Origin of the sequence: Archangium violaceum, assembly GCF_016887565.1 — a bacterium.
Lineage (GTDB): Bacteria > Myxococcota > Myxococcia > Myxococcales > Myxococcaceae > Archangium > Archangium violaceum_B.
In genome coordinates this window covers 1,524,690-1,551,403 of record NZ_CP069396.1, presented here as the reverse complement: position 1 = coordinate 1,551,403, position 26,714 = coordinate 1,524,690, and the positions used below count along the sequence as shown (strand labels likewise).

The 26,714-nt window shown below is 69.5% G+C and carries 21 protein-coding genes, 4 tRNA genes, 1 pseudogene and 2 riboswitches; of the genes and pseudogenes, 12 read left to right on the top strand and 14 right to left on the bottom strand.

Annotation, left to right across the window (positions count from 1 at the left end):
• Position 1: 1 nt before the first annotated feature.
• The 11 genes from JRI60_RS06695 to JRI60_RS06645 all read right to left on the bottom strand — a co-directional run bounded on the left by JRI60_RS06695 (position 2) and on the right by JRI60_RS06645 (position 8,987).
• Positions 2 to 1,336 (bottom strand): hypothetical protein, encoded by a 1,335-nt coding sequence (locus JRI60_RS06695; protein ID WP_204229504.1) that lies wholly within the window; start codon positions 1,334 to 1,336, stop codon positions 2 to 4.
• A gap of 143 nt (positions 1,337 to 1,479) precedes the next feature.
• Positions 1,480 to 1,675: riboswitch (cobalamin riboswitch) on the bottom strand.
• Between the two features lie 30 nt (positions 1,676 to 1,705).
• Positions 1,706 to 1,780, bottom strand: a tRNA-Leu gene (locus JRI60_RS06690).
• A 16-nt stretch (positions 1,781 to 1,796) separates the two neighbouring features.
• Positions 1,797 to 1,871: transfer RNA gene (locus JRI60_RS06685), tRNA-Leu, on the bottom strand.
• A gap of 24 nt (positions 1,872 to 1,895) precedes the next feature.
• Positions 1,896 to 1,967 (bottom strand) — tRNA-Gly (locus tag JRI60_RS06680).
• 92 nt (positions 1,968 to 2,059) lie between these two features.
• Positions 2,060 to 2,132: transfer RNA gene (locus JRI60_RS06675), tRNA-Glu, on the bottom strand.
• Between the two features lie 96 nt (positions 2,133 to 2,228).
• Positions 2,229 to 2,381: a hypothetical protein gene (locus tag JRI60_RS06670; RefSeq protein ID WP_204225013.1), complete on the bottom strand. Its 153-nt coding sequence runs from the start codon at positions 2,379 to 2,381 to the stop codon at positions 2,229 to 2,231.
• Positions 2,382 to 2,444: 63 nt separating this feature from the next.
• Complete coding sequence (locus tag JRI60_RS06665) at positions 2,445 to 3,536, bottom strand: FecCD family ABC transporter permease (protein WP_204225012.1); 1,092 nt, start codon at positions 3,534 to 3,536, stop codon at positions 2,445 to 2,447.
• Between the two features lie 77 nt (positions 3,537 to 3,613).
• A complete protein-coding gene (locus tag JRI60_RS06660; protein WP_204225011.1) occupies positions 3,614 to 4,492 on the bottom strand; it encodes an ABC transporter substrate-binding protein in 879 nt (292 codons plus the stop codon).
• Between the two features lie 7 nt (positions 4,493 to 4,499).
• Positions 4,500 to 6,134: an MXAN_6577-like cysteine-rich protein gene (locus JRI60_RS06655; protein ID WP_204225010.1), complete on the bottom strand. Its 1,635-nt coding sequence runs from the start codon at positions 6,132 to 6,134 to the stop codon at positions 4,500 to 4,502.
• On the bottom strand, positions 6,131 to 8,113 hold the full coding sequence (locus tag JRI60_RS06650) for a TonB-dependent receptor plug domain-containing protein (protein ID WP_204225009.1): 1,983 nt from the start codon (positions 8,111 to 8,113) through the stop codon (positions 6,131 to 6,133). The genes JRI60_RS06655 and JRI60_RS06650 overlap by 4 nt, the downstream gene beginning before the upstream one ends.
• A 51-nt stretch (positions 8,114 to 8,164) precedes the next feature.
• Positions 8,165 to 8,399: riboswitch (cobalamin riboswitch) on the bottom strand.
• A 6-nt stretch (positions 8,400 to 8,405) separates the two neighbouring features.
• Positions 8,406 to 8,987, bottom strand: a complete 582-nt coding sequence (locus tag JRI60_RS06645) for an FHA domain-containing protein (RefSeq protein WP_204225008.1) — start codon at positions 8,985 to 8,987, stop codon at positions 8,406 to 8,408.
• A 222-nt stretch (positions 8,988 to 9,209) separates the two neighbouring features.
• Between JRI60_RS06645 and JRI60_RS06640 the strand changes: the two genes are divergently transcribed.
• Both JRI60_RS06640 and JRI60_RS06635 read left to right on the top strand, forming a co-directional pair.
• A complete protein-coding gene (locus JRI60_RS06640) occupies positions 9,210 to 9,464 on the top strand; it encodes a hypothetical protein (RefSeq protein ID WP_204225007.1) in 255 nt (84 codons plus the stop codon).
• Positions 9,461 to 9,841 carry a ComEA family DNA-binding protein gene (locus JRI60_RS06635; protein WP_239470383.1) on the top strand — a complete coding sequence of 127 codons (381 nt, stop codon included), beginning with the start codon at positions 9,461 to 9,463 and terminating at the stop codon, positions 9,839 to 9,841. Before JRI60_RS06640 ends, JRI60_RS06635 begins: the two co-directional genes overlap by 4 nt.
• A gap of 65 nt (positions 9,842 to 9,906) precedes the next feature.
• Here the strand turns inward: JRI60_RS06635 and JRI60_RS06630 are convergent, their stop codons facing one another.
• The gene (locus JRI60_RS06630) at positions 9,907 to 11,541 is read right to left on the bottom strand and encodes a serine/threonine-protein kinase (RefSeq protein WP_204225006.1); all 1,635 of its coding nucleotides are present in this window, start codon (positions 11,539 to 11,541) and stop codon (positions 9,907 to 9,909) included.
• Between the two features lie 242 nt (positions 11,542 to 11,783).
• Between JRI60_RS06630 and JRI60_RS06625 the strand changes: the two genes are divergently transcribed.
• Positions 11,784 to 13,079: a porin gene (locus JRI60_RS06625; RefSeq protein WP_204225005.1), complete on the top strand. Its 1,296-nt coding sequence runs from the start codon at positions 11,784 to 11,786 to the stop codon at positions 13,077 to 13,079.
• On the opposite strand, the gene JRI60_RS06620 is transcribed toward JRI60_RS06625, so the two are convergent.
• Entirely contained in the window at positions 13,076 to 13,702 is a 627-nt protein-coding gene (locus JRI60_RS06620; protein WP_239470382.1) for a histidine phosphatase family protein, read from the bottom strand. The genes JRI60_RS06625 and JRI60_RS06620 overlap by 4 nt on opposite strands.
• A 393-nt stretch (positions 13,703 to 14,095) precedes the next feature.
• Here JRI60_RS06620 and JRI60_RS06615 point away from each other — a divergent pair, with 393 nt between their 5' ends.
• From JRI60_RS06615 to JRI60_RS06575, 9 genes and pseudogenes are all read left to right on the top strand, one after another.
• Positions 14,096 to 15,145 (top strand): sulfate ABC transporter substrate-binding protein, encoded by a 1,050-nt coding sequence (locus JRI60_RS06615; RefSeq protein ID WP_204225004.1) that lies wholly within the window; start codon positions 14,096 to 14,098, stop codon positions 15,143 to 15,145.
• A 12-nt stretch (positions 15,146 to 15,157) separates the two neighbouring features.
• Positions 15,158 to 15,997, top strand: a complete 840-nt coding sequence (cysT, locus tag JRI60_RS06610; RefSeq protein WP_204225003.1) for a sulfate ABC transporter permease subunit CysT — start codon at positions 15,158 to 15,160, stop codon at positions 15,995 to 15,997.
• A 10-nt stretch (positions 15,998 to 16,007) separates the two neighbouring features.
• Positions 16,008 to 16,856 (top strand): sulfate ABC transporter permease subunit CysW, encoded by an 849-nt coding sequence (gene cysW, locus JRI60_RS06605; protein ID WP_204225002.1) that lies wholly within the window; start codon positions 16,008 to 16,010, stop codon positions 16,854 to 16,856.
• Complete coding sequence (locus JRI60_RS06600) at positions 16,853 to 17,914, top strand: sulfate/molybdate ABC transporter ATP-binding protein (protein ID WP_204225001.1); 1,062 nt, start codon at positions 16,853 to 16,855, stop codon at positions 17,912 to 17,914. The genes cysW and JRI60_RS06600 overlap by 4 nt, the downstream gene beginning before the upstream one ends.
• Positions 17,915 to 17,941: 27 nt before the next feature.
• Positions 17,942 to 18,622: a TIGR02265 family protein gene (locus JRI60_RS06595; protein ID WP_204225000.1), complete on the top strand. Its 681-nt coding sequence runs from the start codon at positions 17,942 to 17,944 to the stop codon at positions 18,620 to 18,622.
• A 419-nt stretch (positions 18,623 to 19,041) separates the two neighbouring features.
• Positions 19,042 to 19,638 carry a MarR family winged helix-turn-helix transcriptional regulator gene (locus JRI60_RS06590; protein WP_204224999.1) on the top strand — a complete coding sequence of 199 codons (597 nt, stop codon included), beginning with the start codon at positions 19,042 to 19,044 and terminating at the stop codon, positions 19,636 to 19,638.
• A gap of 168 nt (positions 19,639 to 19,806) precedes the next feature.
• The gene (locus JRI60_RS06585; protein WP_204224998.1) at positions 19,807 to 22,962 is read left to right on the top strand and encodes a DUF4175 family protein; all 3,156 of its coding nucleotides are present in this window, start codon (positions 19,807 to 19,809) and stop codon (positions 22,960 to 22,962) included.
• Entirely contained in the window at positions 22,962 to 24,707 is a 1,746-nt protein-coding gene (locus tag JRI60_RS06580; RefSeq protein ID WP_204224997.1) for a peptidase MA family metallohydrolase, read from the top strand. The genes JRI60_RS06585 and JRI60_RS06580 overlap by 1 nt, the downstream gene beginning before the upstream one ends.
• A gap of 54 nt (positions 24,708 to 24,761) precedes the next feature.
• Positions 24,762 to 25,521 (top strand): annotated as a pseudogene (locus JRI60_RS06575) (NAD(P)-dependent alcohol dehydrogenase).
• A gap of 46 nt (positions 25,522 to 25,567) precedes the next feature.
• Here JRI60_RS06575 and JRI60_RS06570 read toward each other — a convergent pair.
• A complete protein-coding gene (locus tag JRI60_RS06570; RefSeq protein WP_239470381.1) occupies positions 25,568 to 26,713 on the bottom strand; it encodes a glycosyltransferase family 4 protein in 1,146 nt (381 codons plus the stop codon).
• Position 26,714 lies beyond the last annotated feature (1 nt).

Here is a 26,714-nt window from a genome sequence, read left to right as displayed (position 1 = left end):
GCTATTGCTTCTGCTGGAGGCGGACGAGCCGGCGGCCGTTCTTGTCCTTCACGCCGACGAGCAGGTCCGGGCCCATGGGCGCCATCGACACCACGTTGGTGCAGGTGTTGCTGGTGGTGAGCACGGGCGTGAGGTCGCCCGCGGTGACGGCTTCGGGGTTGATGCCGCCTGGCGTCAGCTCGATGCGCGAGACGTCGCGAGTGGCCGTGAAGGTACCGCGATGCAGCGCCACGCCACTGCCGAACCCCGCGACCGACTGGAGGTCGTTGCCCGAGTAGATTTCAGGCGCGTTGGTGGTGGAGAGGGCAAGGGTCGACCTGCTCGAGACCGCCGGCGTGTACAGCGCGGGGGACACCGCATGCACGTGGTTGATGTAGGGGGCCCAGGGGTCGCTGGAGGAGCTGTCGGGGACGCTGTAGCCGAACACGGCGACCTTGTCGCTCGTCACCGCCGAGTAGCCGCTGGCGGCGAGTACGTTCGTGGTCGGGAAGGTCGCCAGCTTCGAGCCCTGGAAGGGCTTGGACGCCACATTCAGGGCGTAGACGGCGAGACCGCCCTGGGACGCGCCGTCGATTCCCAGCCCATTGATGAAGAAGGCGCCGGACACGGCGGCGGCGGAGAAATTGCCGGGCGCGGAGATGTAGACGGAGTCCTTCGGGGTGGCGGTGTCATAGACGAGCACATTGCCGGGACTGCCCTCGGCGCCCCGGGTGTACCCGGTCAGCAGCCGGGTGCCATCATTGGTGAGGAACCCGCTCGGGTACGTGCTGTTGCCGCGATCCGCATCGGGAACGACGGCGTAGAGGGCCGCCGACCCCAGGGTGACGTTCGGCCAGGTGCCGAGCGCGTAGATGCTGTCATCGGCGACACTGGTGTTGTCGGTATTGCGCAGGCCATACAACGTGTACTCGCTACCGCTCTGGATGACCGTCACCGCGCCGATTCCCTCGGGAACCGTGGCGGACTCGGCGGCGGCGAAGCCGGTCTGGAGCTGCAGCGTGCCGAGCTTCGGATCATGCGGCAGATCCGCGCACGCGACGCCCGCGTCCGTCCCGGCATCCGAGCCCGTCCCGGCGTCCGTACCCGCATCCGAGCCCGTCCCGGCATCCGAACCCGTCCCGGCATCCGAGCCCGTCTCGTTGGGGATGTCCTGCGTCACGCAGCGGTTGTCCACGCAGGCGAACTGCTTGCCCTCGCCGACGTTGCCCTTCCGGGCGCAGTCGAACCGATCCACGCACTCCGGCTCGCAGCCGGTGACCAGCAGCCCCAGCGCCGCGGCGCTCAGAGCCACCGAGAAGCGACCGAACCACCGCGAACCCTTCATTGCCGTCTTCATGCGCGTCCTGCTCCTCGCCCCCGCGGGCGCAATGCCTGCGAGGGGAAGCGGGGGCGGGATGCGAGGGGGGACACGGCCCGAACGAGGACGCACCCGCCACGCACCCGCTGCCTCCCCTCGGAGGCCTCGGTGATGTCCGTGCCGGGTGGCACGGGTCCTCGGCAGGTTTTCGGACTCACGGGCGCCCTACTGACCGTCGCTTCCCAGCCCTCGACAGAGGACCAGTGCTTTCCTGACGGCGTTCGTTCCCGTTCACCGCTGCGGGGCAGTCCCGGACTCGCACCGGGTTCCCTCGAGCCTCCACCCCAGGGTGGAGGAACCGAAGACGGGGCGCGGGATATGGCGGACGGCTTCTGTTGTCAATGGGAGTACCGCGGGCGGGATTCGAACCCGCAACCTCTGCGTTCTGAGCGCAGCACCTCTACCAGGTTGGGCTACCGCGGCATGTATTCACTGCGAGTGCCGAAGGCGGGATTCGAACCCGCAACCACCAGACTCTCGATCTGGGGCCTCTACCAAGTTGGGCTACTCCGGCAACGGAGACTGCTGGACTGCGAAGAGCGGTCGGCGGGAGTCGAACCCGCGTTCACCTGAGTGGCGCTCAGGGGCCTCACCTCTCGGCCACGGCCGCATTGCGAGCGCTTCCGCAGGGAATCGAACCCTGTTCACACGGTAGACGGCCGTGCTGCGATCCAATCGCATCCGGAAGCTTCTGACTGCGAGTACCCCGTACGGGAGTCGAACCCGTCTTTCCGCATTGAGAGCGCGGTGTCCTTCGCCGATAGACGAACGGGGCGGGAGCTCGGGAGCCGGAAAAGGAAGAGGCCGGGTCCCGTTTGCTGGGAGCCCGGCCTCTGAGCACCGTGCCGCGTCGTGTGACGAGGCTCGGAGCTCAGGTTCCAGGCGGTAGGCCGCGAAGGGACTCGAGGCCAACCAGAAGGTCCAGAGCGGTATCCAGACCGGTGCGCGAGAGCGCGTCGATGCCAGTGTCAGCGTCGTTGAGGTGCTCGGGGTTCATCGGGCTCTGCTTCGTCACCGTGGTCATGGTCACCGCTCCTTTCATCGAGAAAAGACGCGGCGGAAATCCGTTCCTGACAGCGCCCGCGCTTCACCCCGCCGACAGCCGCCCGCTCCGGTACAGCAGCGCCAGGAACAGCGGCCCTCCGAGGAGCGCCGTCACCACGCCCACGGGGGGCTCGGAGCCGAACAGCGGGATGGCCAGCCGCGTCAGCAGGTCGGCGAGCAGGAGGAACGCCGCCCCGCCGAGCGCGGAGAGCGGCACGAGCAACCGCTGGTCCGGCCCGAAGGCGAGCCGGAGCAGGTGGGGCACGATGAGCCCCACGAAGCCGATGAGCCCCGAGAGCACCACGGCGTCCGCCACGCTGGCGCTCGCCGCGAGCAGCAACCACCGCCGCGTCCAGACCACGGACACGCCGAGCGAGGCCGCGTCCTCGTCACCCAGCGTGAGCAGGTTGAGCCGCCCCGAGAGCGCCAGCATCACGCCGATGGCCACGGCCTGGAGGAGCGCGGACAGAAGGAGCGTCCCCGTGCGCTCGTAACCGAGCGTCCCCGCGAGCCAGTAGAGGATCTCCCCGAGCCGGTTCGGATCGGAGAGCGTCTTCACGAGCGTGATGACGGCGGAGGCGAAGGCGTTGAAGACGATACCGGTGAGGAGCACGGCATAGGGCGCGCGGCCACCGTGGCCCCGGCTGGCCGCGAGCACGAAGAGCATGGCCGCCACGGCCCCCACGAAGGCGAACAGGGCCGGCGCGGAGAGGCGCTCGAACCCGGCTCCGAGGCCCATGGCCACCTCCCCCACGGTGGCGAACCCGAGGGCCAGGGCGAGGGTGGCTCCGAGCGCCGCGCCACCGGACACACCGAGGACGAACGGGTCCGCCAGCGGGTTGCGCAACACGCCCTGCAACGTGACACCGGAGGCGGCGAGCCCCGCGCCCACGAGGGCCGCCAGCAGCGCACGCGGCAGGCGGACCGACCAGAAGATGACGGCACTGGAGGAGCTGGGATCGCCGAATGCGTCGGAGAGGGAGATGGGCTGATCGCCGAAGCGCACGGCCAGGAGGAACACCGCGAGCAACAGGACGAGGAACGCCCCACCGAGCCCGAGCGCTCGTGCCAGGGTGAAGCTCTTCCTCCCTCTCCCTCTGGGAGAGGGGCGGGGGTGAGGGTCTACCGTCCCCATCTCACGCATTCTTCACCCACGGACGAGGAATGACCCTCACCCTAGCCCTCTCCCAGAGGGAGAGGGGACATACACGGTCAGCGCACAGTACCCGCATCGGGCTTCATGGAGGGGTACAGCAGCGAGAAGAGCTCCTCCAGTCCTCTTCCGAGCGACGGCCCCGGCTGTAGCAACGCCATCGAGGGCACCTCCACCCATCGCGCTTGGGAGAGCCCCGGAAGCCTCACGAGCTTGTCCTTGCCCACGTCCACGTCCGCGGCATCCACCACCACGTCCGGCCGAGCAGTCAGCGCCCGTTCGAGCGAGTAGACGGGGTAGGCCGAGCCCGCGTCCGCCGCCACGTTGACGGCCCCCGCGTCACGCAACAGCTCGTCCGCGAAGGAGCCGGGCCCAGCCACCACGAGCGGCTCGAAGCCATAGACGAACAGGACGCGCCGCGGCTTCTGCGTCCTGGCGGCCTCACGCACGCGGGTGCGCGTGGACTCGATGCCCTGGACGAGGGCATTCGCCTCCTTCTCCCTTCCGAGCGCCTTTCCCACGGCGCGCAGGGCCGCCAGGGTATCCGCCACGGTTTGCAGGGGCAGCAGGAGCACGGGCACACCGAGCTCGGCCAGCTTCTCCACGGGCCGCTGGTTGCCAGGGCCGGGCTGCACGAGCAGGAGGTCCGGTTTGAGGGCCACCACGGCCTCGACGGACGGGTCGATGAAGCCGCCCACGCGGGGAAGGCCGGCCACTTCCTTGAGCTCGTCGAAGCGCGAGACGCCCACGAGCGTGCTCCCGGCCCCGAGGGCCAGCACCGTCTCCGTGAGTGACGGGGCGAGCGTCACCACACGCTTCACCTTCTCGGGAGGCTTGGGGCCCAGGAAGCGAGGGCCCACATGGGGAGGGGCGGCGTGCGCGACGGAGACGAGGCACAGCGCGACGAGCAGGACGAACGGGACGAGGCGGGTCTTCATGGGAGGCTCAAGGCATCGCGACGACATCACCGACGAGGGAGGGCTTGTTGTCGCGCGGGCAGACGAGAATGGGCGGCTCGGCACCGGGTCCGAATCCTCGCCGCTCCACGAGCGAGTCGCCCACCACCTCGATGACGAAGACACGGCCCGCGTTGTTGTCGCCGACGTAGGCGCGGTTGCCCACCACGGAGAAGCGGCCAGCCGAGGGCAGCGGGCACGACGTTCCCTCCGGGCACCGCAGCGCGAGCGAGGCGACCACCCGGTCGTCCGCGCCGAGCAGCACCAAGCCGGTCCCCCTCACGTCGATGAGGTTGAAGTCGCGGTCATAGGTCGTCCCACCGCCGCAGCTCACGAGCAGCCGCTCCCCCATGGAGACAACCCAGAACGGGTTGAGGCAGCCCTCGCCGAGCTCGATGAGCTCCACCGCGCGGGTGGTGGGGTCGATGCGGGCCAGGAACCCGGGGCCTCCGACGGTGAAGTCCCTCGGGTCCAGGTTGCCGAGGGCGGCGTACACCCGGCCCTGACGCGCGGCGATGCCGGCTGGCGTGGGGACGGTGGTACGGCCCGGGAAGGGCTTCAGGGCCTCGCCCGTAGGCAACGTGAAGACGTCCATGATGGCCGGCGCGGTGGGATCCGCCATCGAGACCCGGGCCACCTTGCCGCCCGCGGACGGGTCCGTCTGGAGATTGCCCAGCAGCGTGACGTACACGTCCGAGCCCGACTGCGTGAATCCGTACGGGTTGGTGTTCGCGCCGAAGTTCACGCTGCCCACGTTGGTGAGCGTGATGCCATCGGCGAAGCGGGGGCCGGGGCCGTTGGAGGGCTCCTCGTCGCGCCGGAGCACCTGCAGGGTGTTGCTGGTGGAGTTGAGGACGAAGACGTAGGGGTCGCGAACGAGGAGCTGGTTGGGCACCAGCCCCGTGGTGTTCCGGGCGGGCAGCTCGCCGTAGTCGGAGAGCCGGGCCTGGAGGAGCCGCATGGAGGCATCCAGCACCAGCAGCACGTCCTGCATGCGCGCGACGGACTGGGGACTGGTGCCCACCGCCACCGCGGGTCCCTTCACGTCCGGCCCCGCCTGGAGGCCCACCACCTGTCCGGTGTTGAAGCACGCGGCGACGAGGTCATAGGTGCACGTCCCACCGCGGCAGCTCTGGACGTCCGGGCACACGTTGCCACAGGTGCCACAGTGGAACGCATCCGTGCCGGGGTCCACACACGAGCGATCGCAGCGGACGGAGGACTCCAGGGTGCAGGCGGCCTTGCACTGCCCCTGCTCGCACACCTGGTCCGGAGCGCACGCCGTGCCGCCCTCGCCCGCGCAACCACCACAATGGGAGGGGTCCGACGCGGTGACGACACACTGGCCACCGCACACCGTGGCGCCCGAGCGACAACGGCAGGAGCCCTCGACACAGGCCTCCGTGGCGGAGCAGACAACCCCACAAGCCCCACAGTGAGACGAGGAGCTGGAGAGGTCGACACAGGCCTCACCACAGCGGGTCTGCGCCTCGACACACAGAGGGCCCTCGTCGGGACACCCCGCCAGCAGCAACAACACCATCACCAACGTCACCCGGCACAACACCGTGTATGCCCCCTCTCCCTCTGGGAGAGGGCTGGGGTGAGGGTATTTCCACGTCATGGAGGAGCCTCCGTCCTGGAAGCCGAAGAGGACTCGGAGGGGACACCCGGCTCGAAGGCTCCCGCCACCGACAGGAACACAGCACGGCCGGGGAGCGGATACCCGACGAAGTCCTCGGCGTGCACGTCGAAGAGATTCCGCACCTCGCCGGAGACCGTGAGCTCCGTGCGCGAGCCGAAGGTACTGGACAGGCCCGCGTGGACGAAGGTGCGTCCGGGCAGGGACATCGCGCCATCCCGGGTGAGGAAATGGGCCGACTGCGCCACCACCTCCACCCGACCCGTGAGCCACCGGGGGCCGCCCAGGACTCGCGCGGCCAGCTTGTGTCGAGGCCGGTAGGGCAGCTCGCGCAGGTAGAAACGCCCATCCCGCTGCAGGTCGCTCGAGACGGTGAGCGTATAGCTGAAGGCTCCGGAGAGGAGCGGATGGGGCCTCCACTCGCCCTCGGCCTCGAGCCCCACCACGCGGGCGTTGGCGAAGTTGTACGGCTTCGCCGCGCCGGGAGGGTAGGCCTCGTAGGAGATGAGGTCCTCATAGAGGCTGGCGAAGCCCCCCACCGAGGCGAAGGACACCTCCGAGCGGTGCACCACGGCCGCGTCCGCGTACAGCGCGCTCTCGGGGCGCAGGTCCGGGTTGGGCAGCAGCGTGCCCTGGCGCACGTACAGCTCCAGGAAGGAGGGCGCGCGGTGCGAGCGGCCCGCGTTGGCGCGCACCTCGAGGCCCGCGGGCAACGCCACGGTGACGCCCACCTTCGGGGACAGCAGCGTGTACGGGCCCGCCCGCTCCACGCGCAGCGATGGCGCGACGGTGAGCAGCCCATCCCACAGCAGCATCTCATCCATCGCCATCACGCTGGCGCGCAGCCACGTCGGCTCGCCACCGGAGGCGGCGTTGGTCTCCGCGGCGGACACGGACTCCCCGCCCACGCCCACCAGCGCGGACAGCGAATGCCATCCGCCCAGCAGCACCTGCCCCTCGACCTCCATCCCACCGAGCAACTGCACCTGTGCGTCCCGCTGTCCCCACGGACCACCGGACAGCGCCAGCCGGTCCCGCCGGAAGTACGCGCGCGCGTTCGTCCGCACACCGCCCGGCAGCGTGCCCGCGAGCCGCAGGTTGGCCGAGCCACGCCCTCCGGACTGCCGCGCGTCCTCGCTCGGGTTCTGCGCGGTGCCGGCGAGGCCCCGCTCGTCGAAGGACAGCTCGCCCAGCAGGTCCGCCAAGAAACCCCGGCCGAGCTCCCTGCGCAACCGCAGCAGGCCTCCGGCGCCCCGTGCGTCGTTGTTGGTGCGCTGGCGCTCGATGAGCGCGTCTCCGGGCAGCGTGGGGCTCGGGTCGAAGGAATACGGAAAACGCCCGCTGGAGGTGCCTCCATGGACGAGCAGCAAGGCCTCGCCGCCCGCGAGCGGCCCCGTGGCGGACAGCCACCCCGTGGCCGTGTCCCAGCTCCCGTAGGAGAGCTCTCCCGCCACGCGCGGAGTCGCCCCGGGACGGCGGGTGATGACGTTGATGGCGCCGCCCAGCCCTCCCGAGCCGTAGCGCGCTCCAGCACCCCCCCGCAGCACCTCGAAGCGCTCGGCCAGGGCGGCGGGCACGCGCGACAGGTCCGCGATGCCACCCGCGCCATTGAGGGGAATGCCGTCGAGCAGCACGAGCGTCCCATTGGAGGACGCGCCCCGCACCACGAGGCTCTTGCTCTGCCCGTACCCGCCCACGTCCTGCACCGTGACGCCGGGGGCGGTGGACAGCATCGCCGCGGTGTCCCGGGCCGCGCCGCCGAACTCGTCCACGCGGATGACGGTGAGGGCGCCGCTCGGGTCCCTGCGCGAGGCCTCCTCGGGAGAACCGGGGGCGACGGGCGCCTCCTCCACCTCCACGGCGGGAACGAGCAGGGGCTCCTCGGCCTCCTGGGCGAGCGCGACTCCACTCGTGCTGAGCGCCAGGCAGAGCCACCGCCCGGCGAGGTACGACCGCCGCATGCATCCGCCTTCCACTCTCTCCGTCGAAGAGAGAAGGCCATCGCGGACGCATCGCGCCCACACCCCCGGGCAGGTCTCCTGACTCCCGGGACTCCGGCCGAGGCGCACGCCGCGCCTGCCAGAAGGGCTCCTCCGCCTTCCGCCGGCCCACGAGCCGGAGTGGCGACTGCCGAGGACCCCTGCCCTGACGTCAGGGCCGCCCGATCACAGTGGCGGGACCGCGCCGGACTCTCACCGGCTTCCCTCTTGAAGGCCCGACATGGGCACCCAAGGGCAGGCCCTTCCTAGGGGCTCAACCCCCGCGCGTCAAGCCACCCTCGGTGAGGGTGGTGGCCCGGGAGGCTCGGGCGTGGCGGGCCAACCAGTCGAGGATGAACTGATTGAAGGCGGCGAAGTGGAGGAAGGTGGCCATCACGTCCCCGAAGCGCAGCGAGGCGCGCTCGAACAGGGGCGTGGCCCGGCCGGGGATGAGCAGGGTGCCATCGTGCCAGGTGCCGTTGTGGCTCCCACTGTCGGTGACGCACCAGACCCCCGTGTGCTTCTCCTCGTGGAAGGTGGCGTGGGCGCGCGAGACCGTGGGGTCCTCCACGATGATGTCGTTGTCGGGCGTACGCCCCAGGTGGATGCCCAGGTCGTGGGGCGAATGGGGAGAAGTGATGCCCCGTGAACGCTTGCGCACCTCGAGCACGAGCGGCTCGGCGACGGTGGGCCGCCGCGCCGACAGGCTCGGGACCGACAGGGTGCTCCGGGTGAAGAGGGGACGCACCCCCATGGGAGGAGCCTCCCACACCAGCACCGGCCAGCACACCGCACGCCTCACGGCCTGAGGGTCATCGAGAAACTGAGAGGCGAGCGCGGAGAACTTCAGATCCACGGGAATACCCTCCAGCACATGGGGGGAAGCGAGCCGCAGGGTGTGCACGAAGGGAGATCGCGGCCAGTCCCCACCGGGTGTGTCCGTCCCATGCGCTGGACGATTGGAGCACGGGTGTACGGCCCGGGAGCGCGAGCTCCGAGGGAGATGCCCCTGGCACGGCGGCTGCTCTTGGGGTGGCGACCGCGTCAATGGAGGCGCGGAGGTGAAGGAGTGTGGTCGATGCTGACGGCGGGGAAGCGGTTGGCGGTGTTCTCCATCCGCGAGGGCAAGGGCGGGAGCATCTGGGTGCGGGCGGGGAGCGCCTTCGTGAACAAGGACGGCTCGCTCAACGTGCTGCTGGATGTGCTGCCGCTGGACGGGAAGCTGCACGTGCGCGAGGCGGCGGAGAAGCGGGACACGGCGCAGGCGGGCGGCGGCGGGCGCTACGGGATGGAGGGCGGGCTGGACTCGCTGCCGGTGGGAGGCCACTCGTGAGCGGACGCGGGGTGGCGAGGATGGTGGCGGTGGTGCTGGGGCTGGTGCTGTGGATGCCCGGGGTCTCCGAGGCGTCGGGGACGAAGCTGCGCATCCAGTACACGGGCGTGGTGAACCTGAACGAGGCGACGGTGGCGCAGTTGGACCTGCTGCCGGGCGTGGGGCCGAAGGCCGCTCAGCGCATCATCGCCTGGCGGCAGAAGCGGGCCTTCAAGCGCATCGAGGAGCTGGTCCGGGTGAAGGGCTTCGGCAAGAAGCAATTCCTGAAGCTCAAGCCGTACCTGACGCTGGAGGGTCCTTCCTCGCTGAAGGTGGAGAAGGTGCCCGTGGAGGAGGACGAGGTGCGCGCCACCGGAGATGCGACGGCGAAGCGCTGAGCGCGTGGGTTGGGAGGGTGTCCCGGGTCACGGGCACCCTGCCTCCCTCGCCCCGGGTAGGGCCCTCACCCGCCCGCGGCGCGGGCCCGCGTCGCCGCCTCGACGCTCTCCGTGAGGGCCATGTCGGGCGTGAGCTGGAGGGGCTGGACGGGCACCGAGACCTGGGTGATGACCAGGCGCAAGGCATTGATGAGCTGCTGCCTCCCCTGGGGGTAGGGCGCCTCGGAGCCGGTGAGCGCCATGAGCTGCTGTTGCAGCACCTCGCCCGAGGGCGTGCGCTGCTCCCGATCATGCTGGAGCAGGCCCATGATGATGGCATCCAGCGCGGGCGAGATGCCGGCCACGAAGGAGGAAGGCGGAAGCAGCTCCTGCTGGGTGGCGGCGATCATCAGCTCCGCCTCGCTGTCGCCCTGCAGGGCGCGCTGCCCGGTGAGGGCCTCGTGCAGGGTGAGGCCCAGCGCGAAGAGGTCCGCCCGGCCATCCAGGGGCTTGCCGTAGGCCTGCTCCGGCGCCATGTAGCCCGCCTTGCCGCGCACCGTCTGCGCCTGGGTGAGGGCCATCTGGTTCGCCGCGCGCGCGATGCCGAAGTCCGACACCTTCACCTCGCCAATCCGCGACAGCAGGATGTTGGGAGGGTTGAGGTCGCGATGCACCAGCCCCAGCGGCTCGCCCTTGGGGCCCGTCCGGCCGTGCATGTGCGCCAGCGCGGAGGCGACCTCCGCGCCGATATAGGCCACCGCCGACGCAGGCAGCCGGCGGGCGGGAAGGCGCCGCAGCAACGAGTTCAGCGGCATGCCGTCCACGTACTCCATGGCCAGGAAGACCGTGCCCTGGTGCCGCCCCAGGTCGAGCACCTGCACGATGTTGGGGTGGATGAGCAGCGAGCCCAGCGCGGCCTCGCGCCGGAACATGGCGAGGAACTCCTCGTTGTCCGCGTAGGCCGGCAGGATGCGCTTGACGGCCACCTGCTTCTCGAAGCCGCCCTCCGGGCTGTAGGTGGCGCGGAACACCTCGGCCATGCCGCCCGCGCCCAGCCGCTCGTGGAGGAAGTACTTGCCCATCACGTCCTTCTCACGGATGGCGCGCAGCGCGTCCTCGGCCTTGCTCACGATGAGGCCGGCCAGCGTCGCCGTCAGCGGCCCGTAGGCGAAGAGGAACACGCAGCGCAGCAGCACCATCGGGAACGACAGCGTGTTGAGGGCATCGGGCGGCAGCCGGGGCTGGAGCACGAAGAGGTACAGCGCCATGTACTCCACCGCCGCGAGTGCCGCCGCCCCGTACGCCAGCTTCTTTCCCGCCCGGAGCGCGCACACCACGATGAGCGCACCCCAGGCCAACGCCGGCGGCGTGGTGAGCGCGTACACGGCATCGTGGAAGTAGGCGTCGATGGCGCACGCCACCGCCGGAATGGAGACGGTGACGGCACTGTCCACCCACTGCATCGCCGGGTGGAACCCGCCCTGCCGCAACGCGCGCAGCATCACGGAGTAGTAGATGCCCAGCCCGCCCGTCAGCCCCGCGAGGGTCAACGACAGGCCCGGGCCGATCACTCCGATGAGCAGCAACGAGGCCACGCAACCGAGCACCATCATCCCGCGCAGGAAACGGGCAATGGCCATCTCACGCGGGACGACGTCCTGGTTCAGGTACTCCTGCAGCAGCCGGGAGGAGTGCGACACTCGGGGAGGAGCGGCTTCCATGGCGGGCCACTCTATCCAACTCCCTCGCCCCCCATCGACGAGCCCTCATCCTCCGCTATAGCGGACGTTCCAGTGCTTGTTTCCCCTGGGGCATCCGTTATATTGGACAAATCCATGCTGAAGGTCCGCCGCCGCTGTTGTCGCCCATCCTCATTCCATCGATGAGTCACCGCCCAGGCGCGAAGCGCGCCGGAGCGGTTGGGAATGAATGTCGTCACAGTGGCAGCCGCGCGAATTCCTCCATGTCCTCAAACATCTCGAAGCATTCCCTGGGTGTCTTCCACATCCTCCTCACGCTTTGGCTCGGGCTCGGCACCGCCGCCCGGGCCCAGGGCAGCGAGCCTTCACGAACCGGGAACGAGCCCGCCGCCACGCAGGGCACCGCTCCGGCGCCGGCGCCGGCCCCAGCGGCACCAGCCAACTCGCCGCCCATCATCACCGCGGAGCCCGGGCGTGGAATCCTGGTGCGGTCGCCCGACGACCGCTACTCCCTGGGCCTCCGGGCGCGAATCCAGCTCCGGGAGACGTTCCTCCACGTCGGCAACAGCGACACCAACGAGATCAACGTCAAGACGCTGCGCCTCGTGGTGCACGGAAACGTGCTGGTGCCGGAGCTGCGCTACAACATCCAGCTCGCCTTCGGCGGCGGTGACTTCGAGACGGGCAGCAACTCCCCCATCTTCGACGCCTTCGTGGACTACACCCGCTTCCGCGACCTGAACATCCGCGTCGGGCAGTTCTTCGTGCCTTTCGATCGCGCCCGCACCATCCGCGAGTTCGCGCTGCAGCTAGTGGACCGGCAGTTGGTGGTGCGCGAGCTGAGCCTCGACCGGGACGTGGGCGTGATGCTCTCGTCCAACAACCTCTTTGGATTGCGCGAGCTGCTCGGCTACCAGTTCTTCATCGGCGGGGGCGACGGGCGCAACCGCTTCGCGGCGTACGCCCCCGGACCCATCACCGTCCTGCGGCTCACGCTGCGGCCCTTCGGCACCTTCGATGACGATCAGGAGGGAGACCTGACCCGTGCGGCGAGGCCCCGGCTGGCCCTGGGTGTCGCGGCCGCCTACAACTTCCGCACCTCGCGCGCCCAGAGCACCTACGGAACGGCCTTCACCGCCGGCACCACCAACTACACCCACCTCGCCGCGGATCTGGTGTTCAAGTACCGGGGCTTCTCGCTGCTCGCCGAGGGCCTGTGGCGAAGGGCAGATGTGAATGTGCTCGAGCGGACCGAGACGAGCGGCGCCGTCACCCGCGAGCCGACCCGCTCCGGCTACGGCTACTTCGTGCAGGGCGGCATGATGGTGCATCCCCAGGTGGAGGTGAGCGCGCGCTGGGAGGAGCTCTTCACCCGGAAGGGAACCGACCCGCAGCTGGTGCAGCTCGCGCAGACGCAGGGCAAGCAGCTCGGGGGTGGCGTCAACCTCTACCTGAACGGCCACGCCCTCAAGCTGCAAGGCGACTACTTCTACATCTTCGGCTCCGCGGGCGGCGATGCGCGGCACCTCGCCCGCCTCCAGCTCGACGCGAGCTTCTAGCCGAACGTCACGTTCATCAGCTTCACGATGGGCTCCTCACCGTAGAAGTCGATGATGTTCACCGCCCCGTAGCCCTGCTCGAGCCGGAACAGGTTGGCGTCCGGCATCCCCAGGGCCTCGGCCAGCAGCGTGCGGTTCACCCCGCCGTGCGACACCAGCACGAACGTCTCTCCCGCATGCCGCGTCCGCAGCGCCCGGCCCGCCGACCTCACCCGCTCGCGCATCTCCGGGTAGCTCTCCCCCTCCGGGAAGCGCACCTGCGTCGGATGCGCCATCCACTCCGCGTACACCTCCGGATGGCGCTTCTCGGCCTCCTCGTAGCTCAGCCCCTCGAAGAGACCGAAGTCGAGCTCCCGGAATGCCTCCTCCGTATCCACCGCCATCCCCTTGAGCTCCGCCAGCGGCGCCGCGCTCTCCAGCGCTCGCTGGCGCGGGCTCGCGTAGATGCGCAACAGGGGTGCCTCGGCCAGGAAACGCGCGGCCCGCTCGGCCTGCAGCCGGCCCGAGGCGGACAGCCCCACGTCCAACCGCCCGTAGCACCGGCCTCGCATCTCCTCCACCGGTTGCCCGTGCCGCACCAGCACCATCCGCGTCACGCCCTTGGGAAGTCGCCAGTCAATCACTCGTGTCTCCTTCCATCTCCCCCCATCCGTATGCGCGGGCACCAGATGCCCTGGCTCGCGGCCACCGCCGCCGAGCCACCGACTATCACGCATCCCCCGGTCCGAGCAGCCCCAGCACATCCGGGAGGCCGTCCGTCATAGCGGACGATCCTCTTGACAAACGGACATCCCCCGGGCACTTTCTCCCTCGTTCAATGCCCACCTCCCCCCGCCACAGGATGTTCTGTCGTTGCCTCTGGCAGGAGGGGTGGGTGCTCGCCCGCCGGAAGCCCGAAGGCTGACGGTCGCGTGCTCTGGAGAACCCACCTCCGCGAGGGACGGTGGGTTGTCGAGATTCATGGCGCTCGAGCCCACCCGGTACCTCGCGGCCATCTTCCGCATCGAGGTACCCCTATGAAGCCGCATTCCCCTCACAAGCTCACCGCCGCCCTGTTCTGCCTGCTGCTGTCCGCCGTGCCCGCGCTGGAGGGTTGCTCCAAGCCGGGCGCCGGGCAGGGGGAGCCCATCACCCTGCTCAACGTGTCGTACGACCCGACGCGCGAGCTCTACACCGACGTCAACGCCGCCTTCGCGAAGCAGTGGGAGGCGAAGCACGGGACGAAGCTCGTCATCAAGCAGTCCCACGGGGGCTCGGGCAAGCAGGCGCGCGCCGTCATCGACGGCCTGGATGCGGACGTCGTCACGCTGGCGCTCGCGTACGACGTCGACATGATCCACGACAAGGGCCAGCTCATCCCCGAGGGCTGGCAGTCGCGGTTGCCGAACAACAGCTCGCCGTACACGTCCACCATCGTCTTCGTGGTGCGCAAGGGCAACCCCAAGGGCATCCGCGACTGGGAGGATCTGCTGCGCCCCGGCGTGGCCGTCATCACCCCCAACCCCAAGACGTCGGGCGGAGCGCGCTGGAACTACCTGGCCGCCTGGGGCTACGCGCTGCGCAAGAACAACGGTGACGAGGCGAAGGCGCAGGAGTTCGTCTCCAACCTCTTCAAGAACGTGCCCGTGCTGGACTCGGGCGCGCGCGGCGCCACCACCACCTTCGCCGAGCGCGGCATCGGCGACGTGCTCATCGGCTGGGAGAACGAGGCCCTCCTGCTCACCGACGAGGTGGGCAAGGACAAGTTCGAGATCATCATCCCCTCGGTGAGCATCCTCGCCGAGCCGCCCGTGGCGCTGGTGGACCGGAACGTGGACCGCAAGGGCACCCGGGCCGCGGCCGAGGCCTACCTCCAGTTCCTCTACTCCGAGGAGGGCCAGGAGCTGGCCGCGAAGCACCACTTCCGGCCCCGCGCCCAGGCGGCCGCCGCGAAGTACGCCAGCCACTTCCCCACCGTGAGCCTCTTCACCATCGACGAGGTCTTCGGCGGCTGGAAGCAGGCGCAGAAGAAGCACTTCGATGATGGCGGCGCCTTCGACCGTCTCTACGTCCCCAAGGCGCAGTAGCCCGGAGCCGCCATGCAGCACAGTGCGAGACGCCGTGTCCTTCCGGGCTTCGGGCTGACCATGGGGCTGAGCTGGTTGTACCTCGGCCTCATCGTCCTCCTGCCGCTGTCCGGCCTCTTCCTCAAGACGTTCACCCTCTCCTGGGACCAGTTCTGGGACACCGTGGCCTCGCCGCGTGTGCTCGCCGCGTACCGGCTCAGCTTCGGCACCGCCCTGGTCGCCGCGCTGGTCAACGTCGTCTTCGGCCTGCTGGTGGCCTGGGTGCTGGTGCGCTACCGCTTCCCGGGCAAGGCGCTGGTGGACGCGCTGGTGGACCTGCCCTTCGCCCTGCCCACCGCCGTGGCCGGGCTGACGCTCACCACCCTCTACTCCCACAACGGCTGGTACGGACAGTACCTGGAGGCGCTCGGCGTCAAGGTGGCCTTCACGCCCCTGGGCATCATCGTGGCGCTCACCTTCATCGGGCTGCCCTTCGTGGTGCGCACCGTCCAGCCCGTGCTCGAGGAAATCGACGCCGACGTGGAGGAGGCCGCCGCCACGCTCGGGGCCTCGCCCTGGAGGACCTTCACCCATGTCCTCCTGCCCGGCGTGCTGCCCGCCCTGCTCAGCGGCTTCACCCTCGCCTTCGCCCGCGCCATCGGCGAGTACGGCTCCGTCGTCTTCATCTCCGGCAACATGCCCATGCGCACGGAGATCGCCCCCCTGCTCATCATCACCCGGCTGGAGCAGTACGACTACGCCGGGGCCACGGCCATCGCCGGGGTGATGCTGGCGGTCTCCTTCGCGCTGCTGCTGGCCGCCAACCTCATCCAGCGCTGGACGAACCGTCGGCTCGAGGCCCGAACCGGATAGGAAACACGTGATGCACCCGACCTCGCACACTCCACGCCGCGACAGGCGGACCGTCTCCGGCTCCGCCGCCGTGCGCTGGCTGCTCATCGGCGTGGCGCTCGTCTTCCTCGGGGTCTTCCTCGTCGTCCCGCTGGTGGCCGTCTTCACCTACGCCCTGCAGAAGGGCGTGGGCAGCTACCTGGCGGCCATCCTGGAGCCGGAGGCGCTGAGCGCCATCCGCCTCACGCTGCTGGCGGCCGCCATCGCCGTGCCCCTCAACTTCGTCTTCGGGCTGGCCGCCGCGTGGCTCATCGCCCGCTTCCGCTTCCCCGGCCGGGACGTGCTCCTCACGCTCATCGACCTGCCCTTCAGCGTGTCGCCCGTCATCGCGGGGCTCATCTTCGTCCTGCTCTTTGGCCGGCAGGGGTGGCTGGGCCCGTGGTTGGACGCGCACGACATCCACATCATCTTCGCCGTGCCCGGCATCGTCCTGGCCACCGTGTTCGTCACCTTCCCCTTCGTCGTGCGCGAGGTGCTGCCCGTCATGCAGGCGCAGGGCGCCGACGAGGAGGAGGCCGCCCTCACGCTGGGCGCCAGCGGCTGGCGCACCTTCCTGCGCGTCACGCTGCCCAAGGTGAAGTGGGGCGTGCTCTACGGCGTGCTGCTGTGCAACGCGCGAGCGATGGGCGAGTTCGGCGCCGTGTCCGTCGTCTCCGGCCACGTGCGCGGGGTGACCAACACGCTGCCGCTGCACGCGGAGATTCTCTACAACGAGTACAACCTCGCCGGTGCCTTCGCCGTGGCCTCGCTGCTCACGGTGCTCGCGCTGGTGACGTTGGCCGTCAAGAAGTACGTCGAGTGGAAGGCCGAGGTCCCATGAGTGTCATCGTCGAGCAGCTCACCAAGCGCTTCACCACCGGGGGCACTCCGGCCGTCTCCGATGTATCGTTCCACGCCCCCTCCGGCGCCATCACCACCCTGCTCGGGCCCTCGGGGGCGGGCAAGTCCACCCTGCTGCGCCTCATCGCCGGGCTGGAGCTGCCGGACTCGGGTTCCGTCCGCATCGAGGGCATCGACTGTACCCACCTGCCCGTGCAGCAGCGCGGCATCGGCGTCGTCTTCCAGAGCTACGCGCTCTTCAAGCACATGACCGTGCGGCAGAACATCGCCTTCGGGCTGGAGACGCGCCGGCTGCCCCGCGCCGACGTGGAGGCGCGCGTGGACGAGATGTTGCGCCTCATCCAGCTGGAGGATCTGGGCAAGCGCTACCCCACGCAACTTTCCGGCGGACAGCGGCAGCGCGTGGCCTTCGCGCGGGCGCTCGCCATCCGCCCCAAGCTGCTGCTGCTGGACGAGCCCTTCGGCGCGCTCGACAGCCGCGTGCGCGTGGAGCTGCGCGAGTGGCTCCACTCCCTCCACGAGCAGACGGGTGTCACCACCCTGCTCGTCACCCATGACCAGGAGGAGGCGCTCGAAATCTCCCAGCACGTGGTCGTGCTCTCCGAGGGACGCGTGGCCCAGGCCGGTCCGCCGGAGGACATCTACGACCGCCCGGCCACCCCCTTCGTCGCCTCCTTCGTGGGGGGCACCAGCGTCCTGCGGGGCCACGTCCGCTCGGGCCGGGCCGAGGTCGGCACCCTGGTGGTGCAGGCCCCCAACAGCGCTCGCGAGGGCGAGGCCGTCCACGCCTTCGTCCGTCCCCACGACATCAAGCTCGCCAAGCCCCCCCAGGGTACCTCGGAACCCGTCACCGGTCGGGTCGAACGGCTCAAATCCGTGGGCGGATACGTGAAAGTGTTGCTCAAACTACCAACCGGGGAAACGGTGACAGTCGAGGTTCCCCGCTCCGAATTCGAGAACCTGGGAGTCGTGGAGGGCGATCGTGTGCATGCGGACGTAAGGACGGCCACCGTGTTCCTCGGTGATTTCGCTATCTGAGCCAAGTGCGGGTACCTTTCCCCCTGTATGGACCTGATCGCAGACGCAAGCCGGCTCGAGACGGGGGAATTCATGAACAGCAACGCCACCGCGGCGGTCTCCGTGTCGTACGACCCGTACGACTATTGGGAGCAGGATCTCGCGCAGCGGTTGAGGCTGGCACGACCCGAGGACTCCGTCCGGGGCATGTTCGCCAACGGCTTGCTGGACGCGGTGCGGGGCCTCGCGGGCGATGAGGCCGTGAGCCACTGCCTCGAGGCGAGCGGCCAGTCGCGATTCGTGGATTTCTTCAACTACCCCATCAGCGCGCACCTCCGGGTCGTCTTCACCGGAGCGCGCTTCCTGGTGCCGAGGTTCGGCAACATGGAGGAGGCGCTGCGGCAGCTGGGAAGGCGCTCGGCGGCGGACTTCATGGACTCCGCGGCGGGCAAGACCATGATGAAGCTGCTGGCCCGGGGAGACCCCCGGCGGCTGGTGGACGCCCTGCCTTCGGCCTACCGGATGTCGCTGACGTTCGGCAACCACAAGGTCGAGTGGTTGGGGCCCACCAACGGCCGCTACATCCTCACCCGCAACTTCATCCCCCTGCCGAGCCACGAGGGCGTGCTGCGGGCGCTGCTCGAGACGAGCAACGCCCGGGACATCCGGGTGCGCGGCCGGCAGACGTCGGGGCTGCTCGACGGTGAGTACGAGTTCTCCTGGGAGTGAAGCCTACGGGCAGCTCCACACGCACTCTGTCGTGCGCCTCACGCACCCGGGCTCCGGCGGGTAGCAGGCCGTGAGCTCGGAGGCATCGGCCTCCTGGCAATTCGTGCCAGGTCCTCAATGCCTGACATGAAGGAAGTTTCGTATCTACTTGATTGACGCACGCGCAGGCGATAGCCACCCGCTCTCGTAGTGAACCTGCGGGCGAGGCCTTGCCCCCTCCCCAGGTCGACCTGGAGGCGTGCGCAATTAGTAGGGAACCAAACAAAGACATGTCCTGTCCCCGCCAGGGGGTCCCTGCGCCCTGGCCCGCTCCAGCCTCCCCGTCTGCGGATTTTTCCAGCAGGTAGGACCCGGACTTACTACCTGTCCAGAGGGTGGGACGGGCGACAGCAAGGTAGAAGTTGGAGGACACTGTAGAAATGAAGCCAATCGACGAGGCCGGCGATTTATCGCCCGCGGACAAGAACAAGGAACAGCAGCCGCTGGGAGAGGTGCTGGAGTTCATGCGATTGCTGTGGGCCGTGGACCATGGCCTGCAGTCGACCTCGAAGCGCATGGAGTCCACGCTGGGCCTGACGGGCCCGCAGCGGCTGGTGCTGCGGCTGGTGGGACGATTCCCCGGCATCACCGCGGGGCGGCTCGCGCAGATACTCCACGTGCACCCCAGCACCCTCACGGGAGTCCTCAAGCGCATGGAGAAGCGCGGGCTGCTCGAGCGCAAGTCCGATCCGCTCGACGGGCGCAAGGCGCTCTTCGCCCTCACGGAGTCGGGCCGGGCGCTGGACGTGCCCGCCACCGGCACCGTGGAGGCCGCCGTGCAACGGGCGCTGGCCCGCCTGCCGCGCGCCCGCCTCGCGGCCGCCCAGGAGGTGCTCGCCACGCTCGCCGAGGAGCTGGGCTCCGGCGATGCCCCGCTCGACAACCCCACCGGCAACTCCTCGCACAGGGCCGACGAGGAGCTGCCGGTGCCGCCGGACGGCGAGGGCAGCGCCTCGTCCAAGAGCGCCACCCGCTGAACCCCCCCGCCTTCCGGCCGCGGCCCAAGCTTCCACCGGCCGACAACCGGCGGGGGAAGGAACCCGCCCGGAAACCGGGGGGACGCGCCGCGAGCCCCGTCCTGCTACAGATTTGGGAAATAGGTGGCCCGGCCATGGGTTGCCACACGACCGAGCGGACGTGACAGCGTGAACTTCGAATCCCCGCAGACCCCAGGCCCGGAGCTCTCGCCTCCGCCTCCCCCACCGCCTTCCGCCCCGCCGCGGGAGCCCCAGGAGGAGCCGCGCTCACAAGGCGTGGAGAAACTGCTCGCCGCCGTACGGGCCCGCCAGCGCCGCCACCTCTGGCTGCAGGGCATGCTGCTGGGCCTGGCCACCCTCCTGGTGCTGGCGGTGGCCGGCGGCTTCCTGGCACTCGCCGCCCCGGCACTCGGGCGCTGGGTGCTGTTCCTGGCCCCGGTGGCGGGCGCGCTGGTGGCGTGTGCCTTCGGCGTGGGGCTCTCCCTGCGCACCGTGGGGGATGACCTCCGCACCGCGCGCCTCATCGGCGAGCGCCGGCCCGAGCTGTCGCTGGACGTGCTCGCCGCGGTGGAGCTGTCGCGCGAGCGCGCCGGCCAGCCCCAGCACTCGGCGGACCTCGCGGACGCCTTCCTGCGGCAGATGGACCTGCGCGCGGAGCAGGTGGACGTGGGCACGGTGGTGGACCGCAAGCGGCTCGAGCACGCGGGGCTCGCGCTGGGCGGCGTGGTGCTCGTGCTGGCGGTGGTGCTGGGCCTGGCGGGCTCGCACTGGCGCGTGGGCTTCGCCAAGGCGCTCGAGTCCGCCAGCCGCATGACCGCGGCCGAGGTGCGCGAGCCCATCACCGGCGACATCGAGCTGACGTACCGCTACCCGGCGTACACGGGGCTCGCCCAGCGCACCGTGCCGGGCACCAATGGCGAGGTGAGCGCGCCGGCGGGCACCGAGGTGCAGCTCAAGACGCGCTCGGACCGCGAGGTGGAGCGCGCGGAGCTGGTCGTCAACGGCGAGACGCTGCCGCTCACCGTCGTGGGGAAGAGGGAGCTGACGGGCACCTTCGTGGCGAAGAAGACGGGCAACTACCACTTCATCTTCTACGACAAGGGCCGCTCACCCATCGCCACCGGGCCGGACATCCCGCTCAACGTGGAGGCGGACGCCAACCCCCAGGTGAGCCTCCTCACGCCCGCGGCGGAGCTGGAGATCGACCCGGGCCAGAAGGTGACGCTCAAGTACGAGGCCAGTGACGACTACGGACTGAGCGGCCTGGCACTCGTCTTCCGGACGCCGGGCGCGAAGGAGGAGACGCGCATCCCGCTGCCGCGCGAGGACAGCCGGCGCGCGCGCAACACGTACACGTGGGACCTGGGCACGCTGAAGGTGCAGGCGGGAGACCGCATCTCCTACTACGTGGAGGCCAAGGACAACGACGCGGTGGCGGGCGCCAAGCGGGGCGTCAGCCGCACCCAGGTGCTGCGCATCTACAGCGCCGCCGAGCACCTGCGCGCCGCCCTGGAGAAGGCCGAGGCCCTCTGGGGCCGCATGGTGGACCACCTGGCGGACCGGCTGGAGGGCCCGGATCGGGAGAAGACGAAGGACGCGCAGAAGGTGGCCTCGGCGCAGTCGGTGGACACCGCGGGACTGACGCTGGTGGGAGACATGCGCGCGCTGGCCCAGGAGCTGAACCGCGAGCGGGACACGCCCGGCGAGCTCGTCACCGCGCTCATCAACATCTCCGAGACGCTGGGCCAGCGGGTGCGCGCCACCTCGGACTTCCGGCGCATCTACCTGCGCACCCAGCAGCGCCGCCCCACCGGCGACGACTTCGGCACCGGGGCCCGCATGGGCGCGCTGGTGGAAGAGGAGATCTCCGAGCTGGAGAAGGACATCCTCTACCTGGAGTCGCTGCTGGACCGGCAGAAGCTGGAGGCGCTGCAGGAGCTGGCCAAGCAGCTGGCCAACGAGCGGCGCGAGCTGGCCAACCTCATCGAGCAGTACAAGCAGAACCCGGACGAGCAGGTGCGCGAGCAGGTGATGCAGCAGATTCAAGAGGTGCGCAACCGCATCCAGGAGCTGATGCAGCGCATGTCCGAGATGCGCCAGGGCATCCGCGACGAGCACCTCAACGCCGAGGCCCTTCAGGAGATGATGAAGGACCAGGACATGCAGAGCGCGCTCGACGACGTGGAGCGGCTCATGCGCGAGGGGAAGACGGACGAGGCGCTCGCGAAGCTGCAGGAGCTGTCCATGCAGATGGACGAGATGCTCAACGGCCTGAACGAGGCGCAGGACGAGTTCGGCGACCAGCAGCACCCGGAGCTGGCGCAGAAGTTCGGCCAGTTCATGGACGACCTGGAGAAGACGGCGCAGGAGCAGCAGCGCGTGGCGGACGCCACCAAGGCGCTGAGAGACCAGGCGCGCAAGCAGAACAAGGACCGGCTGTCCGAGCGCGGCAAGGCGATGAAGGACGAGCTGCAGCGCCAGCTGGAGCAGGTGCAGAAGAGCTACCAGCAGCTGCGGCCCGATGAGTTGAGCAGCCGGGCGTCGCAGCCGCTGGAGAAGGCCCAGGCCGAGCTGGAGAACGCGAGGAACGCGCTGAAGGTGGACGACTACGACCTGGCGGCCGAGTCGGCGCAGCGGGCCTCGGAGGCGGCGCAGCAGCTGTCCAGCTTTGGCGAGCAGCAGCGCGCGCTGGACGAGCTGTACGGCAATCCGGAGGACGTGCGCAAGCAGTCGGCGCGGCTGGCGGAGGAGCTGGAGGAGGACGCGAAGACGGTGGAGGACGTGAACCGCAAGCTGCAGTCGCTCTTCCCGCCGCCGGGCTCGCAGATGAGCCCGCAGGAGCGGCAGCAACTGCAGCAACTGGCCCAGCAACAGCAGGAGCTGGAGCAGAAGGCGAAGGGCCTGCGCCAGCAGATGCAGGAGATGGAGCAGATGGCGCCGCTGTTCGGCCAGGAGGCCGGGGACCAGATGGAGCAGATCGGCGAGCGGATGGGCGAGGCGGCGCAGCGGATGCAGGGCAAGGACGCGAACCGGGGCTACGGCGAGCAGCAGGCGGCGCTGGAGGGGCTCAAGCAGTTCCAGCAGCAGATGAAGGAGAGCCAGCGGGGCCGTGGCAAGGGGCGCGGACTGCCGATGCCGATGGGGATGGGAGGGAAGAGAGAGGGCAACGGGAGGGATCCGCGAGACAAGGTGGAGATTCCGGACGAGGAGGCCTACCAGGCGCCGAAGGAGTTCCGGAAGGATCTGCTGGACGCGATGAAGCAGGGTGCGCCGGAGAAATACCGGGACCAGGTGAAGCGCTACTACGAGGAGCTGGTCAAGTGATGACCCGGGTTGCGAGCACCCTCTCCCCCTGGGAGAGGGCCGGGGTGAGGGTCTTCGCCCTCGTCCTCTCCCTGTTCCTCACCACGGGCGCGTACGCCCAGGACGCGCTGAAGAGCGAGGCCAAGGAGCGGCTGGGGAAGGTGGAGAAGTCGCTGGACGACTGGGACGTACCGGGAGCGCGCAGGGAGCTGCAGGCGCTGGAGGGAATCGTCCCGGAGGACGTCGAGCCGCTCAAATACTTCCAGGGGCGTGTGGCGTTCGAGGAGGGCCGCTACCAGGAGGCGGTGGAGCTGCTCGAGGGAGCCAACATCGAGGACAAGCCGGGCAGCTACCTGAGGCTGGCGAAGGAAACGCGCGACATCGTGAAGGACCACGCGCGAGCGGAGAGCGAGCACTTCATCTTCTTCTACCCGAAGGGGAAGGACGAGGTGCTGGTGCCGTACGCGCTGGACACGCTGGAGTCCATCCACCGGGCGTTGGCGGAGGATCTGGGGCACCGGCCGCCGGGGAAGATCCGCGTGGAGGTGGTGAACAACGCGCGGGAGCTGTCGAAGGTGAGCACGCTCACCTACAATCAAATACAGACGACGGGAACCATCGCCATCTGCAAGTTCAACAAGCTGATGGTGACGAGCCCCAAGGCGGTGGCGAGGGGTTACGACTGGCAGGACACGCTGGCGCACGAGTACGTGCACCTGGTGGTGAGCCAGATGAGCCACAACACGGTGCCCATCTGGCTGCACGAGGGACTGGCGAAGTTCCTGGAGTCGCGCTGGCGAGGCAAGCCGGGGCAGGCGATGACGCCGTCGATGCTGGCGTTGCTGGGCAAGCGGGTGAAGGACGACAAGCTCATCCCCTTCGAGAAGATGCACCCGTCCATCGCCATGCTGCCCACGGCGGAGGACGCGGCCACGGCGTTCGCCGAGGTCTTCTTCGCCATCGACTACGTGTACACGACGCAGGGCAACAAGGGCCTGCGGGAGATCATCCTCGGGCTGAAGGATGGCAAGCAGGACAAGAACGCGGTGGAGGGGGCCACGGGGATGCCCTTCGGGCTCTTCGAGAAGTCCTGGCTGGCGCACATCAAGAAGCAGTCCTTCCCCAAGGAGCTGCTGCCGCGCGAGGAAGTGGTACTCAAGGAGAACGCGAAGGAGAAGGACGAGAAGAAGAAGGGGCGGGAGATCTCCTTCGGGGACTTCGCGGAGGTGACGGAGGTGCCAGCGCGCAAGTTCGCGCACCTGGGCGAGCTGATGCGCGAGCGCAACCGCATCAAGGCGGCGGCCGAGGAGTACGCCAAGGCGCACAGGCTGGTGGGCGACAAGTACGAGTCCGTGTCCAACAAGTACGCGCTGGCGCTGCTGGAGCTGCGGCGGCTGGACGAAGCGGAGCAGGTGCTGCGGGGCTCGCTGCGCGTGCACCCGGGCTCGCCGAGCACCAACGTGCACCTGGGCCGCATCTACCTGTTCCGCAAGGACTACCCGAAGGCCAAGCAGTCCTACATGGAGGCCCTGGCGTCGGACCCGTTCGACCCCGAGATCCACCTGGCGCTCATGCGCATCCACGGGGCACTGGGTGAGACAGCGCTCGTCGCCCGGACGAAGGCGGCGAGCGTGGTGCTCACCGGCCTCAAGGCCGAGGACGTGGACCGCGTCGCCCGCGAGTTCCTGAACCAGGACTCGGAGCTGGTCGAGAGTGAGGACTTCACCCAGGGCAAGGCGGCCCCCTCGAAGGACGGGGGCCACTAGTCCTCCCCCGCCGAGACTCTACATACCCGCTTCAACGGACCTTCCAGGGCCCGGATTCTTCGCGGCGCCCGAGAGTGGGGCGGCGCCATCTTCCCGATGGTGCCCGGCCACGAAATCGTCGGGCGGGTGAGCAAGGTCGGCGGCGCGGTCACGAAGTTCAAGGTCGGTGACGCCGTCGGCGTGGGCTGTTTCGTGGACTCCTGCCGCGAGTGCCCCTCGTGCACCCGGGGCGAGGAGCAGTACTGCGACAAGGGCATGGTGGGCACCTACACGCCTACCTACGGCGGTTACTCCACGCAGATCACCGTGGACGAGAAGTACGTGCTGCGCGTGCCGGAGTCGATCCCTCTGGACCGCGCCGCGCCGCTGCTCTGCGCTCAGCACCTCGCCGTCCAAGCGCGACGACGCGCTGGCCCTGGGCGCGAAGCACTTCGCCGCCACATCCGACAAGAGCACCTTCAAGACGCTCGCCAGCACGTTCGACTTCATCCTCGACACCGTCTCCGCGCCACACGACTACAACGCCTACCTCAGCCTGCTGAAGGTGGACGGCACGATGATCATCGTCGGCGCGCCCGAGACCCCCACCCCGGTGGCGGCCTTCTCGCTCATCGCACGCCGGCGCAAGCTCAGTGGCTCGATGATCGGTGGCATCCGCGAGACGCAGGAGATGCTCGACTTCTGCGCGAAGCACGGCGTGGCCTCGGACATCGAGGTCATCCCCATCCAGAAGATCAACGAGGCCTATGAGCGCATGCTCAAGAGCGATGTGCGCTACCGCTTCGTGATCGACATCGCGAGCCTGCGGAAGTGAGCGGCGGCCCCCGTGGAGACACGGGGGCTCCCTCCGGACCCGGTCCTCAGGACTGGCCGCGGCCGATGCCGAAGTACGTGAAGCCCTCTTCGCGCGCGCGCTTCGGATCCAACACGTTGACGTAGAGCTCCAGGTAGGCCTCCGCCATGCGGCGGGGCGTGAAGGTGAGCGCCCGCTCTCGGGCCCGAGCGGCCTGGCGCTCGCGCTCGGCGGGGTGCTCCATCAGGTTCCGCAGCGCGGCGAGCAGTCCCTGGGAGTCGTCCGGGTCCACGAAGAGCGCGGCATCGCCCCACACCTCGCGCAGGCTCGGGATGTCTCCGAGCACCAGCGCGCACCCGGCGAGCGCGGCCTCCAGGATGGACAGACCGAAGGGCTCGTAGCGAGCGGGCAGCGCGTAGACGCCAGCCCGGGACATCCAGCCCGCGAGCTCCGCCGACGTGAGGCGCCCGAGCGACTCCACCTGACACGTCCGCGCCGAGTCACCGCCTCCGGGGTGGTGCGTCTCACCGGCTATCCGCACCGGGAACGGCAGCCACGGAGCGATCTTCTCCAGTGCCGCCAGGTTCTTGGCCTCGTCCCACAGGCGGCCCGCGGCGAGCACGAAGTCTTCCTTGGGCCCGGGCGGGAAGGACTCCGCCCGCCGTGCATTGGCGATCACCCGCGTCGCGCGGAACGGACCATGGAGCCGCTCGGCATCCGCGAGCATCGCCGCGCTGGGCGCCACCACGCACCCCGCCGCGCGCAGGCCCCGCTTCACCTCTTCGCGGTATCGGTCATAGCGGCTGGGGGCGGACTCCCCCTTCACGGCCTCCCACCACGACAGGACGCACGAGTGCGCCACCATGAGGGTCGGGGCCCGCCACGGGAGCGCGCCGTGACAATAACCATTGAGGTGGATGAGGTTGGGCTCCAGCCGCGCTTCCAGCTCGAGGAGCCACTTGCCGGCGGCGCGGACGTCCTCCCAGGGGTCGTCCATCCACTCGAGCCGGTAGGTGCTCTCGTGGATGGAGAGCCCCGGCACCTCCCGCGCCGAGGCCCACTGCCCGGGGGACAGCGGCGCTCCCATCGTCGCGAGCGCCACCTCCACCCCGTCCACGGCGAGCGCCCGGCACAGCTCGAGCGCGTACGTCCACACGCCCCCCACCGTGTCGGCGGTCATCAACACCCGCCGCACGGGCGGTGTCGCGGCCATA

Excerpts from the sequence above, each read along its gene's own strand:
- JRI60_RS06695 (WP_204229504.1), bottom strand. The coding sequence starts at position 1,336 with ATGAAGACGGCAATGAAGGGTTCGCGGTGGTTCGGTCGCTTCTCGGTG.
- JRI60_RS06670 (WP_204225013.1), bottom strand. The coding sequence starts at position 2,381 with ATGACCACGGTGACGAAGCAGAGCCCGATGAACCCCGAGCACCTCAAC.
- JRI60_RS06665 (WP_204225012.1), bottom strand. The coding sequence starts at position 3,536 with ATGGGGACGGTAGACCCTCACCCCCGCCCCTCTCCCAGAGGGAGAGGG.
- JRI60_RS06660 (WP_204225011.1), bottom strand. The coding sequence starts at position 4,492 with ATGAAGACCCGCCTCGTCCCGTTCGTCCTGCTCGTCGCGCTGTGCCTC.
- JRI60_RS06655 (WP_204225010.1), bottom strand. The coding sequence starts at position 6,134 with ATGACGTGGAAATACCCTCACCCCAGCCCTCTCCCAGAGGGAGAGGGG.
- JRI60_RS06650 (WP_204225009.1), bottom strand. The coding sequence starts at position 8,113 with ATGCGGCGGTCGTACCTCGCCGGGCGGTGGCTCTGCCTGGCGCTCAGC.
- JRI60_RS06640 (WP_204225007.1), top strand. The coding sequence starts at position 9,210 with ATGCTGACGGCGGGGAAGCGGTTGGCGGTGTTCTCCATCCGCGAGGGC.
- JRI60_RS06630 (WP_204225006.1), bottom strand. The coding sequence starts at position 11,541 with ATGGAAGCCGCTCCTCCCCGAGTGTCGCACTCCTCCCGGCTGCTGCAG.
- JRI60_RS06625 (WP_204225005.1), top strand. The coding sequence starts at position 11,784 with ATGTCCTCAAACATCTCGAAGCATTCCCTGGGTGTCTTCCACATCCTC.
- JRI60_RS06615 (WP_204225004.1), top strand. The coding sequence starts at position 14,096 with ATGAAGCCGCATTCCCCTCACAAGCTCACCGCCGCCCTGTTCTGCCTG.
- cysT (WP_204225003.1), top strand. The coding sequence starts at position 15,158 with ATGCAGCACAGTGCGAGACGCCGTGTCCTTCCGGGCTTCGGGCTGACC.
- cysW (WP_204225002.1), top strand. The coding sequence starts at position 16,008 with ATGCACCCGACCTCGCACACTCCACGCCGCGACAGGCGGACCGTCTCC.
- JRI60_RS06600 (WP_204225001.1), top strand. The coding sequence starts at position 16,853 with ATGAGTGTCATCGTCGAGCAGCTCACCAAGCGCTTCACCACCGGGGGC.
- JRI60_RS06595 (WP_204225000.1), top strand. The coding sequence starts at position 17,942 with ATGGACCTGATCGCAGACGCAAGCCGGCTCGAGACGGGGGAATTCATG.
- JRI60_RS06590 (WP_204224999.1), top strand. The coding sequence starts at position 19,042 with ATGAAGCCAATCGACGAGGCCGGCGATTTATCGCCCGCGGACAAGAAC.
- JRI60_RS06580 (WP_204224997.1), top strand. The coding sequence starts at position 22,962 with ATGACCCGGGTTGCGAGCACCCTCTCCCCCTGGGAGAGGGCCGGGGTG.
- JRI60_RS06570 (WP_239470381.1), bottom strand. The coding sequence starts at position 26,713 with ATGGCCGCGACACCGCCCGTGCGGCGGGTGTTGATGACCGCCGACACG.